We start from the raw sequence: 16,524 nt of genomic DNA on the forward strand, positions 1-16,524 counted from the left end.
CTCTGGATGTTGAAGCTGTCGGAGTTCTGGAGTGCCCGCGCGCATTCGGAAGATTTCACCCTGACCCGCATGGGATTCATGACGGTCAGGCTGCGACTGCTCACCTGCCTGTTGATGGTTGGCATCCCAGTCTGGGGGGGGGTTGACTGGCTGACCCTGAACCAGGAACAGTTTGCCCATCTGCTCAAGGCGCGCGCCTTCTGTCTGCTGGCTCTCTCGCCGCTGATCCCGCTCTCCTATCTGATCCACTTTCGTCGGGAACGGATGAAACTGGCTCTTGGCTATCTGATGACAGTCATGATGCTGTTCTCGCTGTTCTGTCTGGCAAGCTTCGATTCAAAGCAGGATCTCCAGGCCGGTTACTCCGCCTTTCCCTATCTGCTGATCAGCCTGTTCGCCATCTTCCCCGTGCCCCTCTCCCTCAGCCTGCAACTGGCGGCGTGCATCATGGTGGCCATGCTGGGAGGCAACTGGCTGCTGCTTGGCCAGCCTCTCTGGAGCGCCGCGACCCTGGATCAGTTCTGGCTGCTTGCCCTGTTCGCCCTGGCGAGTGCCTGGGTACAGTGCGGCCAGCTCAATATGCTGTTGCAGCTCTATCGCGAATCCACCACGGATGAACTGACCGGCATGATGAACCGGCGACTGATGATGAAGCAGTTGGAGCAGGCCCGTGCCCGTTTTCTCTACCAGCAGCAACCCTTCGCCCTGCTGCTGCTCGATCTCGATCGCTTCAAGCGCATCAATGATCATTTTGGTCATCTGGCGGGGGATGCCGTGCTCAAGGAGGTGGCCGCCTGCCTGGCCGAGCAGCTCGAGGAGGGGATGGTGCTCGGCCGCTACGGCGGGGAGGAGTTTGTCATCTTGCTGCCCAAGTGCAGCAGTGGGCGACAGGCCATGCAATTTGCCGAGCAGCTGCGTCTGGCGGTGGAGGCGCGCCTCATCAAGAGCCCGACCAGCGAGGAGTTGCTCGAGGTGACCGTCAGTATCGGGGTGGCACTGATGTATTCTGCCGAATCCTCGGAGAGCCTGCTCAATCGGGCCGACGAGCGACTCTATCAGGCCAAGGTGGCGGGTCGCAACTGCGTGGCGGGAGAGCCGGTAGCCCCGGATCAGAGCGTCGCTTGAGTGCAATAGCTTGATACTCCAAACAAAAAAGGATGCCAATAAGGCATCCCTTTTTGTTTAGTCCAGCTGGTACTTGTCCGAGAGTTGGTGGGCCAGGTACTTGAACATGTTGAATACCGCCATGGTCTTGGGCGTCGGGGTGCCATCATCGGTCATGAAATACTCCCCCTTGAACACCAGGACGTCTCCCCGCTGTTCCACGCCATCGGCGCGCATGCCGTGGATGAAGTCCTCATGGCTGCGGATAATGTCGTTGGCCAGGGTGAGCAGGGCTTCCTGACTCAGGGTCTCTTTTGGTGTGTGCATCGTCTCTCTCCTAACCTGGGGCCTGGCACAGGGCCCGCCCCGCAAAACCGATGGGCACAGCATACACCCATGGCCCCCCTCAGATGTTGATCTGCTGCAAAGCGAGGCGCACCAAACCAGTCAATCGAGGGCCGGGAGCCCCCTCAGCTGGTCACCAGGTTGCGCAGCCAGCGGCGGCGCTGTACCCGGCGATGCACCAGCCACACCTTGCTCACCTCCTCGAGCAACACCACGGCCGCTACCCAGGTCAGCGGCCAGCCGAGCCAGCTTACCGCCAGCCAGGCCAAGGGCAGCCCGATGCACCACATGCTGACGATGTCGATGAAGATGCTGTAGTTAACATCTCCCCCCGAGCGCAGTATCCCGACGATCCCCACCATGTTGAACACCTTGAGCAGCATGCCGAGACAGAGGATGCCAAGCACCTGGCCGGCCTGGGGTAGAAGCTCTGCGGGCAGGTTGCCAATCCAGAGCAGCAGGGGCGCCTGCATGAACCAGACGAAGAGGCCAACCAGCAGGGCACCAAGGGGGGCCAACACCAGCAGCAACTGGGATTGCAGCCAGGCGGCGTCATACTCCTCGGCGCCGAGGCGATGGCCGAGCAGGGTGGCGCAGGCCACCGCGAGCCCGAAGAAGAGGGAGATGAGGATCCCCTCCAGGGCTCCGAGCGTGGTCATGATGGCCAGGGAGTCCACCCCCAGGTGAGCGTATAGGAAGCCGTAGAGCAACATGCCGAAGGCCCAGAGGCCATCGTGCAGCAGCAGGGGCAGGGCGATGAGCACGAAGCGACGCGCCTCTTTGGCCGAGAGGGCCAGCAGCCAGTCGGGCCGGCGCGGCAGCAGGCGAGCCTCCTTGTGCATCACGTAGCCAATCAGCAGCGCGGTTTGCAGCAGGCGTGACAGCGTGGTGCCCCAAGCCGAGCCCGCCACGCCCATGGCCTCGAAGCCGAAGTGACCGAAGATGAGGGCATAGTTGAGCAGCACGTTGGCGACGATGGCAATAAGGCCGATGTGAGTCGGGGCAGTGGCATTGCCGACCGAGCGCAGCGCCGCCTCCAGCGGCACCACCAGCGCGGTGCAGAGAATGGTGGCGCCGGTGATCATCAGATACTGATCCGCCAGGGGGCGCAGCACGGGATCCTGACTGGCAAAGCCCAGCACGCTGCCGGGGGCAAAGGTATAGAGCAGGGCGAAGGGCAGGCTGACCAGCACGGCGCTGAGCAGAGCCAGGGCCAGGGCACGGCGCACTCCGCTCAGGTCGTTGCGGCCGTAGTACTGCGCCGCCAGCACAGAGACGCCGCCAGAGAGGCCGGCGACCACCAGCAGATTGAAGAAAAAGACCCGGTTTCCCAAGCCGACGGCGGCAACCTCGGTCGCACCCAGCTGGCTCACCATCATGATGTCGATGAGACCGAGCAGGGAGAACATCATGGATTGCAGGGAGACAGGCAGTGCCAGTCGCCACAGTCTACCCATGAATTCCTTGTCGGTGGTTTGTTTGAAAATCGCTTGCCAATTGTTCATTACTGTTAACCGGGTCGTGGAAACATAAGGTTGATGCTCGATATCATAAGTGGAAGTACGGGAGCGGCCGCTGTGAGTGGCTATCGTCTTGTTTGTGCAAAACTATCCATTATCGATTAAGGAGCCGCGGTGTTCGAGAGGGAGTGTCTTGAGATAGCGCAGAGTTGCGAGGAGCGCATGCTGGGACGCGAGGGGCTGCCTCTGCTGGGCGAGGCGGGGATCTTCCTCACCGGACTGTCGGTGCTGCGCGATCATTATCTTATCCAGCGCAATCAGCCCGCCTTTCACATCCTGCTGCTCAGCCACAGCGAGGGGGGCGTCTTGCTGACCGAACAGGGGGAGAGCCCCATCCCGGCAGGCGCCCTGGTGTTTCTGCCTGCGGCCTTGCCCGGCGGCCTTCGGCTCGATGGCCACAGCTGGCAGACCAGCTGGATCCTGCTCGACGATGTGCCGCGCTGGCATCATCTGCATCGGCTCGGCCATCACTGCTGGGTGAGTGGCGAGGGGGAGTCACTGCGTCAGCTGCTGCACTTGATGCACACCGAGGGGAGCCGTTCGGCCTTGCAACCTCAGCTGCTCTCCCTGCTGTTGACCCTGCTGGCCCGGGTACTGCGCGGCGAGGCGAGGGGCACGCCCCTCGGCAGGTTGCAGGGCTTGCAGCGTCTGGTGGAGGGGCGACTCGATGAGCCCTGGACTGTGGCCAAGTTGGCCAGCCTGCTGGCTTGCTCGGCGCCGCACCTGCACCGGCTCTGCCAGCAGGCGTTTGGCATGGGGCCAATGGCCTGGCTGACCGGGCTGCGCATGGAGAAGGCGCGCCAGTTGCTGCTCTATACCGATTGGCCCCTCAGCGAGCTGGCGGGGCGGGTCGGTTACAGCGATGGCGCCAACTTTGCGAACCGTTTTCGCCGTGCAACTGGTCAGACCCCTGGCGAGTTTCGCCGCCTCGGTCGCAGGCCCGTGCTGACCGGGCTGATCCAGGCGCACAACGATGGCTAAAACCTTTGAAATTGTTGGCCTAAGCCCATAGGATCCAGGGGCCACATCGTCAAGGTACCCAACCATGTTTGAAGATAATAATCAGAAACGTCCTCTCTACATCCCCTACGCCGGTCCCGCCTTGCTGGAGACGCCGCTGCTCAACAAGGGCAGTGCCTTCACCAGCGAGGAGCGCAGCAACTTCAACCTGGAAGGTCTGCTGCCCCAGAACATTGAAACCATCGAAGAGCAGGCGGAACGTGCCTATCGCCAATTCATGGCCTTTGGCAATGATATGGACAAGCATATCTATCTGCGCAACATTCAGGATACCAATGAGACCTTGTTCTACCGCCTCATCCGGGATCACCTGACCGAGATCATGCCGATCATCTATACCCCGACCGTGGGCAAGGCATGTGAAGAGTTCTCCAACATCTATCGCCGTGCCCGTGGCCTCTTCATCTCCTACTCCGACAAGGACAGGATCGATGACATGCTGCAAAACGCCACCAAGCAGAACGTCAAGGTCATAGTGGTGACCGACGGTGAGCGGATCCTGGGCCTGGGCGATCAGGGCATAGGCGGCATGGGCATTCCCATCGGCAAGCTGTCGCTCTACACCGCCTGTGGCGGTATCTCTCCGGCTTATACCCTGCCGGTGGTGCTGGATGTGGGCACCAACAACCAGCAGCTGCTCAATGATCCCTTTTATATGGGCTGGCGTCATCCGCGCATCTCGGGGGAGGAGTACTACGAATTCGTCGATGCCTTCATCCAGGCGGTCAAACGCCGCTGGCCTGACATACTGCTGCAGTTCGAAGACTTCGCCCAGAGCAATGCCATGCCACTGCTCAACCGCTACAAGGACGAGCTGTGCTGCTTCAACGATGACATCCAGGGTACGGCCGCCGTGACGCTCGGCAGCCTCATCGCCGCCTGCAAGGCCTCGGGGGCCAAGCTTTCCGAGAAGCGGGTCGCCTTCCTTGGCGCCGGCAGCGCCGGGTGCGGTATCGCCGAGCAGATAGTGGCGCAGATGAAGGCCGAAGGCTTGAGCGATGGTGAGGCCCGAGGTCGGGTATTCATGGTGGACAGATTCGGTCTTATCACCGACAAGATCCCGAACCAGCTCGATTTCCAGCGTCGCCTCTCCCAGCCGCTGGAGCGGATCGCCGACTGGCCGGTGGGGGACAACATCTCTCTGCTGGAGGTGATGGAACACGGTCGCCCTGACATCCTGATCGGCGTCTCTGGCCAGCCTGGTCTGTTCACCGAGGAGGTGGTCAAGACCATGCACAAGCATTGTGCTCGCCCCATCATATTCCCGCTCTCCAACCCGACCTCCCGGGTGGAAGCCACCCCGGCGGATCTCATTCGCTGGACCGATGGTCAGGTGCTGGTCGCCACCGGCAGCCCCTTTGCCCCGGTGGAATACAAGGGCAAGCGCTATGTCATCGCCCAGTGCAACAACTCCTTCATCTTCCCGGGGATCGGCCTTGGGGTCATCGCCTCCGGCGCCAAGCGTGTGACGGATGCCATGCTGATGTCGGCCAGCCGCGCCCTGGCGGAGTGCTCTCCCCTGGTGAAAGGCGAGGAGGGCTCCTTGCTGCCGGATCTGGCGGATATCCACGAGGTATCCCGTTACATCGCCAAGATGGTGGCCAAGACCGCCATGCTGCAGGGCAAGGCGGTGCAGACACCGGACGAGGTGATCGACAAGGCCATAGAGGCTAACTTCTGGCGCCCTCTGTATCGACGCTATCGTCGTACCTCCTTCTAACGAAAGAGGCTGGAATGAAAGAAGGGATGCCGAGGCATCCCTTCTTTGTTTGCACAACAGAGGCTGGGGTTGTCAGGCTTTAGCTGGCTCGCTATCCATGGGTTCCGTCATGGGCTGCGGCTCGACCGGCGCTGGCGTCTGCTCGGTCTGGGTGCCGGTGACTTTGACTTCGACCCGGCGATCCGGTGCCAGGCAGGTGATCAGATCCGACTTGGCTTTGATACCGTCGCACTGGCTACCGCTGACCGGGTTGCTTTCGCCCAGGCCCTGAGTCGAGACGCGATCCGCAGGCAAGCCCTTGCCGATCAGGTAATCAGCCACGGTACGGGCCCGGGCTTCCGACAGCGTCTGGTTATAACCATCAGAGCCGATGCGATCCGTGTAGCCCATGACGGTGATCTGGCCATCTTTGGGATTGACCTCGACGATCTGCTGGTAGAGATCATCCAGGGCACTGCTCCCTTCGGTCTTGAGCGTTGCCTTGTTGAAGGCAAACAGCACGTCCGAGCTCAGGGAGAAGCTCTTGTCGACCATCACCGGAGCGACTGCCGCCGCCACCATGGGCGCAGCGACCGGCGCCACATAGGCATGGCGATTCGGATGGAATACCAGCTCCAGAGTCGCGACGCTGACGTCAGTGACCCAGCGATCAGTGCCGCTGCCCAGCTTGCCATTGTCGGGGTCATCGCCGACCCGGAACATATAACGGTAGCGGGCCTGCAGGTCGAGCCAGTCGGTCAGCTGAGCCCCCATGCCCAGCCCCAGCAGAGGGGCATAATCATTGTCCGAGCCATTGATGGTGTCGACCTGATAGATATAGGCACCCCCTTCGGCAAAGAGCGAGAAGATGTCACCCAGAGGCAGGCGTCCAATGGCCGACAGTGTGGCCCCTTGACTGCTGAACTGCTCACCATCGACGCTCCAGTCGCCGGTGTTGAGGTAACCCAGTTCGGCACCGAAATTCTCGGTGAAGTTATAGCCACCGAACAGGCTCCAGGCGGTGTCATTCTTGTCGACGTCACTACCCAGATCATCCAGATCATGGCCAATGGATACTCCGCCGCCACCGCCGACGTACCAGTCGTTGGCCTGGGCAGGAAGGCTTGCAGCTGATGCGAATGCCACGGCAATCAGTGCTGATAACAGGCTTGGTTTCATTGCTTATCCTCTTTTTTGTTGTGCAAGAGTTGTTACGCACCATCTAGTTATAGCCACCGTCCATGATTTTGCGTGGCTGAACACAGACTTAGAGTGCCTGGGCTGTGAGCAGGATCTCAAGACCGGAGTGATGGTGAGCATCAAGGTGCTCCAGGATAATACATGACGAAACAGCTTCGATTGAAAACTTCATGTAAATAAAAGAGGAGGCCATGGCCTCCTCTTTTAATAAACGGTATTCAGCCTGCTAGCAGGGCTTCACACAGTCATTATTGCTGCTGCAGCACTTCCTGTACGCCAGTCACGCGCACTTCGACGCGACGATCCGGTGCCAGGCAGGCGATCAGCTGAGCCTTGGCTTTGATGCCGTCACACTGATTGCCAGTCACAGGATTGGCTTCGCCTTGCCCTTCGATGGCAACTTTGCCAGCGGGGAGACCTTTGCCAACCAGGAAGTCGGCCACGGTACGGGCACGGGCTTCTGACAGCTTCTGGTTATAGGCGTCGGAGCCGATACGGTCGGTGTAACCGACAACCACAGCGCTGCCATCTTTGGGCTGAACTTCAACGATCTGCTGATACAGGCCGTTCAGGGCATCAACCCCTTCCGGCTTGAGGCTGGATTTGCCAAAGGCAAACAGCACGTCAGAGCTCATGGCGAAGTTCTTGTCGACCATGACCGGCTCGGGCTGAGCAACCACTGGCGCGGCGACCGGAGCAACATAGGAGGTGCGGTTCGGGTGCAGAACCAGTTCCAGAGTGGCCACGCTCATGTCGGTTTCCCAGATCATGTTGTTGCCAGTCTTGTTCTCGTCACCCACGTCCCACATGTAGCGGTAGCGAGCCTGCACGTCGATCAGATCAGACAGTTTGGCGGTCAGACCCAGGCCGGCCAACGGTGCTATGCCGTTGTCGCTCTGGTTGTTGCCGTTGGCGTGGAAGACATAAGCACCACCTTCGGCAAACACGGAGAAGATGTCGCCCAGGGGCAGGCGGCCGATCCCGGACAGGGTGGCGCCCTTGCTGCTGAAGTCGACGCCATCTATGCCCGCTTTACCGGCATAGAGGTAGCCCAGCTCGGCACCGAAGTTTTCGGTGAAGTTATAACCACCAAACAGGCTCAGCGCGGTTGCGTCCTTGTCCACATCGGCGTTCTTGCCAAAGTCTTCCAGGTCGTGGGTATAGGCCCAACCGGCGGCGATACCGGTGTACCAGTCGTTGTCAGCAGCCTGGGCTGCGGTGCTGCCGGCAGCCGCGAGGGCCAGGGCAATCAGGGTCGGTGCCACTTTCATTTTCATCGTTATATCCTCGTTGAGTTTGCCGCATCATTGGCGAGCACTCTTAGTCATATGCAACGCACCCGGGAAACCGGATGGCATATCTCCGTGTTGTAGCACGGACAGCATGAATGAATATGAAGGACTCCTGGCTACTCACGGCAGCGACGGCTTCCGTGGACAACTAACCGGTAGAGGCACTTTTAATAATTCATCCAATACCTTACAAGCGTGATAACTGTATTCTTTTGGCTCACGTTGATCAAGTTACTGAACGAATATGCAGCGTTATGAGGGGGCAGGGCTGGGTGGGGAGATAAAAGCGGGGTAGGGCTCCGACAGAGATTGTCGCTAGCTGGCCAAAAAAACGAAAGGGGATGCGATGCATCCCCTTGTAGTCAGAATCTCGAAGAGATTACTGCTGAACTTCTTGCACGCCAGCAACACGGACTTCAACACGACGATCCGGGGCCAGGCAGGAGATCAGCTGAGCCTTGGCTTTGATACCGTCACACTGGTTGCCAGTGACCGGGTTCGCTTCGCCTTGACCTTCGATGGACACTTTACCAGCGGCCATGCCTTTACCGACCAGGAAGTCAGCTACGGTACGGGCACGAGCTTCAGACAGCTTCTGGTTGAAAGCGTCGGAACCGATGCGGTCGGAGTAACCAACAACTACGGCGCTACCGTCTTTCGGCTGAGCGTCGATGATTTGCTGGTACAGACCGTTCAGTGCATCAACACCTTCAGGCTTCAGAGTGGATTTGCCGAAGGCAAACAGCACGTCGGAGCTCATGGTGAAGTTCTTCTCAACGATGACCGGAGCCACAACTTCTTCAACAACAGGAGCGGCAACCGGCTCAACGTAGGAGGTACGGAACGGGTGGTAAACCACTTCCATAGTCGCAACGCTCTGGTTGGACTTGTAGTTGTCATCAGAGGTGTTGTAAGCAGCAGTGGACAGGTCAGAGACGTTCCACATGTAGCGATAACGAGCCTGCAGATCCAGGGCGTCGTTCAGCTTGTAGGTCAGACCCAGGCCAGCCAGCGGGGAAACGCGAGTGTCGGAAGTTTCCAGACCGTCGGTGTGAGCCCAGTAGGCGCCGCCTTCAGCGAAGATGGACAGATCCTTGGCAACCGGCAGACGAGCGATACCAGACAGGGTGGCACCCTGGTTCTCGTAACGGGAGCCTTCGGTGTTACCACGGCCAGCGTACTGGTAGCCCAGTTCGGTACCGAAGTTCTCGGTAAAGTTGTAACCAACGAAAGCGTTGGCTGCGGCTGCATCTTCGGTGCCATCGTCAACACCGTTGATGTTGTTCAGACCGTTGAAGTGAGCAGCACCAACACCGGCACCGAAGTAGACATCGTCAGCGGCGTTAGCAGCAGTAGCACCCAGAGTGGCCATAGCGATGGCGATCAGGGAAGGGGCCATTTTCATCATAAATATATCCTCGTTGAGATGGCACGTTGATCACGTGCTTCGCACTTTTTGATTTATGTAAGCTGCAGGCTCTGCCAACGATGGCAAGGAGTCTGACAGGGATCCCGTGTTATCCGGGATCTCTCTCATCCATGAAGAGGGGGGGCGTGCTTGCACACATTTCACCCACCCCAAAAGGGTGTCAATCCGATGACGATGCGCACTGTATTCCCATTTCAAACCATGATCAAGCTCACAAAAGAGGCATAAGCCAAATTGTGTCGCTCACGCAAGCTGGGGTTCAGCTTCGTTGTTCAGTGGTCTAAGTAAGTCCTATGCAACCGCTTTTCAAGCTTCATATAGGCCTCAACCCAGTCTGGTTGCGGGATGGCGCTGTCCAGGCGTGCTGTCAGCACGGCGAGTAAATCTTGTTCGGTAGCCGACTCGAGCAGCGGAGTGAAGCTGAGTAAAAAATGTTTTGCCAGATAAGGGTCGAGAGGCCAGATATTGAGGATGGCGCGCGCGACGGGTTGCAGCGCGGCAGGACAGATGAAGTGATTGTGGCCCGCCTCCAGCCAGAGACCCATCTCCCGCAGGCCAGATTCGGGGACCAGCTTGCCTTGTCCGGGCGCTTTGGCCAGTTCAATGTGCTGACCATTATGCAGTTTAAGAGTGCCGTCCGCGTGCAAGGCGCCGTCATGGCCACGTAGCGTTAATCCGGCTTGCTCCTGGTTCAGGTAGAGGCTGATGCGCTCAGGCAGGGCCGATGAGATCTCGCTGGCCAGCCCCATCATGGACGCAGGTAATAAGAAGGCTTCCGCCCGATAATGCTGGCCTTGTTGCAGTTGCAGGGCCAGATCCTGCGGGGCGGGACTCGGATGTAGACGGGATATTATTCCAGGAAACGCCATTTTTATTACTCGTTATAGATAGTCAGTCGATTATACGGAGGATCCAACAGGCCTTCATAAAGGTTTCTCTTCGAGACTGTTTACCTCGAGCGATTGAGCGATTAACATCCCCGAGGTTTTTAAGGGTTGTCGCCAAAAGGCGTTTATAAGATAGAGGCTCGACCATAACGAGTCCGTTCAAAACTGATACACTTGACTACGAGTCGTCGCGAAAAATAAGGCGGAGTCAATCCGCCATACGGAGTATGGAACCATTATGAATTCAAACATTGACACTGTTGGCAAGAAGATCCGCCAGATCCGCGAAGCCGTCGGCCTGAGCCGTCCCAAGTTTGCTGATCTGCTGGGTGTTCCCCCCACCACCCTGAAAAACTACGAACTCGGTTACCGTGAAGTCGGTGGCGCCTTCCTGGTTGCCCTGGCTCATCACCCGGAACTGCACAAGTTCACTCTCTGGCTGCTCGCCGACAAGAAGGTCGCCGAGATTGGTCAGATTGGTCCGGACGATCTCGTCAAAGGCTAAGCCTGAGATTGCTCCCATGAAAATGCCGCCCAAGGGCGGCATTTTTTTGCCCGTCACTCCCCCATCAGGTCCCATCCATCGCGATGAGCACAATGCATAAGCTGATTCAGCGGCTCTTTTCATCCAGCGACACACCTCGGCCGCGCCAGCGCGTCATGCTCAAGGGGCTGGGGCTCTTCCAGACAGAGAGGGCGTGCCAAAAGAGCGCCTGGTGGCGCTCTTTTTTCGGGGGCATCCTGGCTTAGGGGGAGGGGTCTGGCGTGGCAGGCAGCAGCCCGAGCCGGGTCAGCTCCTCTTTGAGCTGATGGGCGTTGCGCTCGACGCAAGCCTCGCCTTCATCAATGGCCTCTCCTGCCCGGTGAAAATCCATGATGGAGAGGTTGCCAAGGCGGGGGCAGAGCTGGATCTCCGGTGGATCCCCCGCCATGCGGGCCCGGGTGATCCGCTCCTGCATGATGTTGAGGGTGCTGCTCATCACATTCCACATGCCGGGCGGGGTCGGGCTGCCGTTGCCCCCCCGGTTGAACCACTGACCGAACAAGCCGCTCTGGGGCTCGATCACCTCATCCGGTTCCTGATCCCAGGGCTGATGCATATCGGTATTGAGGTTGACGGCGATCACCACCTCGGCGCCCATGGCGCGGGCCAACGAGATGGGGACGGGATTGACCACGGCGCCATCGATCAGCCACTGCTCGTTGAGCAGCGTTGGGGTCAGCAGGCCCGGCATGCCACAGGAGGCGCGCACACACTGGCGCAAGGGGCCCTCTTTGAGCCAGATCTCGCGGCCGGTATCGAGCTCGGTGGCGACGCAGGAAAATGGCATGGGCAGCTCTTCGATGCTGGGCTCCCCCAAGTGGCCGCCGGCGATGCCAAACACCTTCTCGCCGCGAAACAGACCGCCAGAGAGCGCGGGATCCAGCATGCTGACCACCTGCAACCGGGTAAAGCCGCGCACCCACTCCTCCAGGTTATCGAGGGAGCCCGCCGCATAGGCCGCCCCGACGAAGCTGCCAATGGAACAACCGGCCACCAGATCAGGTTTGACCCCGAGCCGCTCCAGGCCGCGTATGATACCGATGTGCGACCAGCCTTTTGCGGCGCCGCTACCAAGGGCGAGCCCCAATCTGGGTCTTCGTGCCACTGTTTTGCTCCTTGATGATGGTGAATTGCCGCATGAATGACCGAGCACGCTGTGTATCCGGGGTCCAGGCGGTTAAAGCTTGTACTTCACCTGTAACCTTTTGTCACACTTATACATAGTCACGGCAAGAACTGGGGCTAGAATGGCCCTCTATTGTGAAATTCATACCCTTGTTTGCTGGATCCATCAATGAAAATGCGTAGCTTGTTGTTGCTCACGGCGCTCACTCTGCTGATTATCGGGGGCTGGTATTACCGCTCTGGCGCGCCCGCTGCCAAGGGCGCGGCTCACCCGATCAATATTCGAACCCAGACCGTCAGTCAGACCCTGACCGAGCCCATGCTCAAGCTGGTCGGCAAGCTGGTCGCCAATCGCGCCGTGATGGTGAGCCCGGAAGTGACGGGGCGCATCGTTCGCATCGCGGTCCATTCTGGCCAGCAGGTGAAGGCCGGAGACCTGTTGATCCAGCTCGACATTGGCAAGCAGCAGGCCGAACTGGCCGAGCAGGGGGCGAGTGTACGTGACGAGGAGCGCAAGCTGCGCGACATGAAACGTCTGGTGGCCCGTGGTGCCGTGACCAGCTCCGAGCTCGAAGGCCAGGAGGCCACCGTCGCCATGGCCCAGGCCCGGCTGGCGGCGGCTCGCTATGAGCTGAGTCTGCGTGAGCTGCGTGCGCCATTCAATGGCACCGTCAGCCTGATTGACCTGAGCGAAGGGGCGCTGGTCAGTAATGGCGACAACCTGCTGCATCTGGACGAACTTGCCAGGCTGCGCCTGGATTTGGCCGTACCCGAACGTTATCTCTCCTTGCTGCGACCCGGTATGACGGTGAGTGGCACCAGCTCAGCCTGGCCGGATCAAACGTTTCACGGCGCCCTGGAGACGGTCGATAGCCGGGTCTCCGACAGTAGCCAGAACATCAAGGCCAGGGTCATTTTCCCCAACACATCCGGCCAACTGCGTCCCGGCATGCTGCTCAGCGTCGAATTGGCGCTGCCTGCCCAGCAGATGACGTTGATCCCGGCCCAATCGGTGGAATATCTCGGTGAACAGCGCTTCGTCTATCGCCTCGAGGCCGATGGACGGGTCAAGCGCCTGCCCGTGACCCTGGGTGAAACCCACGGGGAGCAAGTCTGGGTGACTGAGGGGCTCAAGGCTGGCGATCGCATCGTGGTGGAGGGCTTGGTCAACCTGCGGGATGGCTTGCTGGTCAAGGATCTGGCGAAGGTGAACGGCTGATGTGGCTCTCGGATATGTCAGTGCGCCGCCCGTTGGTGGCGGTGGTGATCAGTGCCCTGCTCACCGTGTTTGGCCTGGTGGCGTTCGCCAAGTTGACGGTGCGCGAGATGCCGGATGTGCAGACGCCTTCCGTCTCCATCACCACTATGTATGAGGGGGCGGCCCCCGAGGTGATGGAGAGCCAGGTCACCAAGCCCATCGAGGATCAACTCTCGGGCATCAGCGGCATAGAGAACATCAACTCCTCGACCCGCAAGGGGCGTTCCAGCGTCACGGTGGAGTTCAAGCTGGGCTGGAACATGGTTGAGGGGGTGTCGGATGTGCGCGATGCCATCTCCCGTGCGCGTACCCAGCTGCCCGATGATGTGGATGACCCCCTTATCACCAAGGACAGCGGCAATGGCGATGTCGCCATCTGGCTCAATTTCAGCAGCAGCCAGATGGACAGAACCGCCATGACGGATTATGCCAACCGGGTCTTGGTGGATCCTCTGAGCCTGGTGGACGGGGTGAGCGAGGTGATGCTGTCGGGGGATCTGGAGCGGGTCATGTATGTGCGGCTGCGCCCGGTGGACATGGCCGCCCGCGGCATCAGCGTCAATGACGTCGAGGATGCGCTGATCCGGGAGAATATAGAGCTGCCCGGCGGCGAGATCCGCAACAACAGCATGACGGTGGCGGTGCAGATAGAGCGGCTCTACAACACAGCCGCGGATTTTCGCCGCCTGCAGATCACCACGGCCGCCAATGGCCAGCCGGTCTATCTGGCCGATATTGCCGACGTGGACGTGGGGGCCAAGAACGAAGACAGCGCCTACCAGCGCAATGGCAAGGAGAGCCTGGGGATAGGTATCATTCCCCAGTCTACCGCCAACCCCCTGGCGGTGGCGCAGGGGATAGAGCAGAAGATGACTGCCATGCAGCGTTTCTTGCCGGAAGGGGCCAGCCTGGAGGTCGATTACGACGCCACCATCTTTATCAAACAGTCCATCGAAGAGGTCTACTACACCCTCGCCATCAGCGCCCTGCTGGTGGTGGCCGTGCTCTATCTCTTCCTGGGGCAGGGGCGCACCACCCTTATTCCCGCCATCACGGTACCCGTATCGCTGATCTCGGCCTTTATCGGCGCCTGGTATCTCGGTTTTTCCATCAACCTCATCACCCTGTTGGCACTGATCCTCGCCATCGGCCTGGTGGTGGATGACGCCATCGTGGTGGTGGAGAACATTCACCATCACCTGCAACGTGGCGAGCCTCCGTTACTGGCGGCCTGGCACGGCACCCGCGAGGTGGGCTTTGCCGTCATCGCCACCACGGCCGTGCTGGTGATGGTGTTTGTACCCATCGCCTTCATGGATGGCATGGTAGGCAGGCTCTTTACCGAATTTGCCATCCTGCTGTCACTGGCGGTGATCTGCTCCTCTCTGGTCGCCCTGACGTTGACGCCGGCCATGGGATCCTGGCTGATGCGGGCCAAGGCGACCACCAACCCGCTGACCGCGGCCCTGGATCGCGTGCTGGGCCGGGTCGAGAAGCACTATCGCCGCCTGCTCGGCTGGCTGCTGCCCCGATCTGGCTGGGCCCTGCTGGTATTGCTGCTCTGTCTGGTCGGCAGTGTCGGCCTCATCAAGCTGCTGCCTGCCAACCTGACGCCGACCGAGGACAGAGGCGTCGTCTATGTGTTCGTAAAGGGGGCCGAGGGCACCAGCATAGAGCGGATGAAACGCAACATGCAGCAGGTCGAGGCCGCCATCATGCCTTTGCTCGGCAAAGGGGTCGTACAGGCCATGAGCTTCAGCACCCCGGCCTTCGGGCGAGGGGGCGACCAGACCGGCATGACCATCATCCAGCTCACCGATTGGGCCAAGCGGGAGCAAAATGCCACCGCCTTCACCAAGGAGTTGGCGACCCTGCTCTCCGATATCCCGGATGTGACCATCAGACCCTTCCAGCCCGGTTTCAGACGCGGCTCGACCGCCCCGGTACAGTTTGTGTTGCAAGGGGGCGACTATGGCGAGATCAACCAAGTCGGCAATCAGCTCAAGGCGCTGGCCCAGCAGAGCGGCCTGATGACCAACCCGGATCTCGATTACGCCGAGAAGACCCCTGAGCTGCAGGTGACCATAGACCGTGACCGGGCCAGCGAGCTGGGGATCCCGGTGTCGACGGTGGCCAACAGCCTGCAAACCCTGCTCGGCGGCAGCACCAAGACCACCTATGTGGACAGGGGCGAGGAGTATGACGTCTATCTGCGCGCCGATCAGACCAAGCTCAATGGCGCCTCGGATCTCAGCCGCATCTATCTCAAAGCCGCCACCGGTGAGATGGTGAGTCTCTCAACCCTGGCCAGCTTCAAGCAGGTGGCCAGTCCAAACCGGCTCAATCACTACCAGCGCCAGAAGGCGATAACCCTGACTGCGGATCTGGCCCCGGGCCACACCCTGGGCGAAGCCCTGGACCTGCTCGATGGCTGGGCCAATGAACATCTACCGGCTGGCATGACGGTGGATTACGCCGGTGACTCGAAGGATTATCGCGATAACCAGGGGGAGATGGCCCTGGTGTTCGGGTTGGCGCTGCTGGTGGTCTATCTGGTGCTGGTGGCCCAGTTCGAGAGCCTGATCACCCCGGCCGTGGTGATGATGACGGTGCCGCTCGGCATCTTCGGCGGCCTGCTCGGCCTCTGGCTGACGGGGCAGGAGATGAACATCTACAGCCAGATCGGTCTGATCATGCTCATTGGCATGGTGACCAAGAACGGCATCCTGATCGTGGAGTTCATCAACCAGCTGCGCCAGCGGGGTGAAACCTTCGAGGCGGCCATCATTGCCGGTGCCGTGCGCCGCTTGCGGCCTATCTTGATGACCTCGCTTACCGCCGTGATAGGGGCCGTGCCACTGATGCTCTCCATGGGGGCGGGTTATGAGAGCCGGATGACGGTGGGGACTGTGGTCTTCTTTGGCCTGAGTCTGGCGACCCTGGTGACCTTGCTGCTGATCCCCGCCTGTTATCACTTGCTTGCCAGGCGGGCCGGGATGACGGGTCAGCGCAGCCAGCAGGTTGATGAGGCCATCGGCACCGCGCCCCGAGTATGACGGGCCCCACCATATGGAGCGATCTGGTGACCCGATGACGCAGGC

At 60.1% G+C, this 16,524-nt stretch carries 13 protein-coding genes; 6 read left to right on the plus strand and 7 right to left on the minus strand.

Features of this window, described 5'->3' with window-relative positions; genetic code table 11:
- Window positions 1-6: 6 nt before the first annotated feature.
- Window positions 7-1,125: a GGDEF domain-containing protein gene (locus ACSMDR_RS15815; protein ID WP_436468852.1), complete on the plus strand. Its 1,119-nt coding sequence runs from the start codon at window positions 7-9 to the stop codon at window positions 1,123-1,125.
- Between the two features lie 57 nt (window positions 1,126-1,182).
- Here the strand turns inward: ACSMDR_RS15815 and ACSMDR_RS15820 are convergent, their stop codons facing one another.
- Both ACSMDR_RS15820 and ACSMDR_RS15825 read right to left on the minus strand, forming a co-directional pair.
- Window positions 1,183-1,431 (minus strand): YciN family protein, encoded by a 249-nt coding sequence (locus ACSMDR_RS15820; RefSeq protein WP_005907960.1) that lies wholly within the window; start codon window positions 1,429-1,431, stop codon window positions 1,183-1,185.
- A gap of 143 nt (window positions 1,432-1,574) precedes the next feature.
- Complete coding sequence (locus ACSMDR_RS15825) at window positions 1,575-2,954, minus strand: MATE family efflux transporter (protein ID WP_436468853.1); 1,380 nt, start codon at window positions 2,952-2,954, stop codon at window positions 1,575-1,577.
- A 177-nt stretch (window positions 2,955-3,131) separates the two neighbouring features.
- Between ACSMDR_RS15825 and ACSMDR_RS15830 the strand changes: the two genes are divergently transcribed.
- Together ACSMDR_RS15830 and ACSMDR_RS15835 are read left to right on the plus strand one after the other, a co-directional pair.
- Complete coding sequence (locus ACSMDR_RS15830) at window positions 3,132-3,950, plus strand: helix-turn-helix transcriptional regulator (protein ID WP_436469335.1); 819 nt, start codon at window positions 3,132-3,134, stop codon at window positions 3,948-3,950.
- A gap of 64 nt (window positions 3,951-4,014) precedes the next feature.
- Complete coding sequence (locus ACSMDR_RS15835; RefSeq protein ID WP_436468854.1) at window positions 4,015-5,709, plus strand: NAD-dependent malic enzyme; 1,695 nt, start codon at window positions 4,015-4,017, stop codon at window positions 5,707-5,709.
- A gap of 72 nt (window positions 5,710-5,781) precedes the next feature.
- On the opposite strand, the gene ACSMDR_RS15840 is transcribed toward ACSMDR_RS15835, so the two are convergent.
- The 4 genes from ACSMDR_RS15840 to ACSMDR_RS15855 form a co-directional block, all read right to left on the minus strand.
- On the minus strand, window positions 5,782-6,867 hold the full coding sequence (locus ACSMDR_RS15840; RefSeq protein ID WP_436468855.1) for an OmpA family protein: 1,086 nt from the start codon (window positions 6,865-6,867) through the stop codon (window positions 5,782-5,784).
- 269 nt (window positions 6,868-7,136) lie between these two features.
- Window positions 7,137-8,165, minus strand: a complete 1,029-nt coding sequence (gene ompA / locus ACSMDR_RS15845; protein ID WP_005904283.1) for a porin OmpA — start codon at window positions 8,163-8,165, stop codon at window positions 7,137-7,139.
- A gap of 394 nt (window positions 8,166-8,559) precedes the next feature.
- Entirely contained in the window at window positions 8,560-9,588 is a 1,029-nt protein-coding gene (gene ompA, locus ACSMDR_RS15850; protein WP_005904285.1) for a porin OmpA, read from the minus strand.
- 293 nt (window positions 9,589-9,881) lie between these two features.
- Window positions 9,882-10,478: a hypothetical protein gene (locus ACSMDR_RS15855; protein ID WP_005904287.1), complete on the minus strand. Its 597-nt coding sequence runs from the start codon at window positions 10,476-10,478 to the stop codon at window positions 9,882-9,884.
- Between the two features lie 256 nt (window positions 10,479-10,734).
- Between ACSMDR_RS15855 and ACSMDR_RS15860 the strand changes: the two genes are divergently transcribed.
- Window positions 10,735-11,001: a helix-turn-helix domain-containing protein gene (locus ACSMDR_RS15860; RefSeq protein WP_005904289.1), complete on the plus strand. Its 267-nt coding sequence runs from the start codon at window positions 10,735-10,737 to the stop codon at window positions 10,999-11,001.
- Between the two features lie 241 nt (window positions 11,002-11,242).
- On the opposite strand, the gene rssA is transcribed toward ACSMDR_RS15860, so the two are convergent.
- On the minus strand, window positions 11,243-12,145 hold the full coding sequence (gene rssA / locus ACSMDR_RS15865; protein WP_436468856.1) for a patatin-like phospholipase RssA: 903 nt from the start codon (window positions 12,143-12,145) through the stop codon (window positions 11,243-11,245).
- 189 nt (window positions 12,146-12,334) lie between these two features.
- On the opposite strand from rssA, the gene ACSMDR_RS15870 reads away from it, so the two are divergent.
- Together ACSMDR_RS15870 and ACSMDR_RS15875 are read left to right on the plus strand one after the other, a co-directional pair.
- Complete coding sequence (locus ACSMDR_RS15870; protein ID WP_436468857.1) at window positions 12,335-13,384, plus strand: efflux RND transporter periplasmic adaptor subunit; 1,050 nt, start codon at window positions 12,335-12,337, stop codon at window positions 13,382-13,384.
- On the plus strand, window positions 13,384-16,479 hold the full coding sequence (locus ACSMDR_RS15875; RefSeq protein ID WP_436468858.1) for an efflux RND transporter permease subunit: 3,096 nt from the start codon (window positions 13,384-13,386) through the stop codon (window positions 16,477-16,479). The genes ACSMDR_RS15870 and ACSMDR_RS15875 overlap by 1 nt, the downstream gene beginning before the upstream one ends.
- The last annotated feature ends 45 nt before the right edge of the window (window positions 16,480-16,524 follow it).

The sequence above is a fragment of the Aeromonas molluscorum genome, assembly GCF_051376105.1.
Taxonomy (GTDB): Bacteria; Pseudomonadota; Gammaproteobacteria; order Enterobacterales; family Aeromonadaceae; genus Aeromonas; species Aeromonas molluscorum.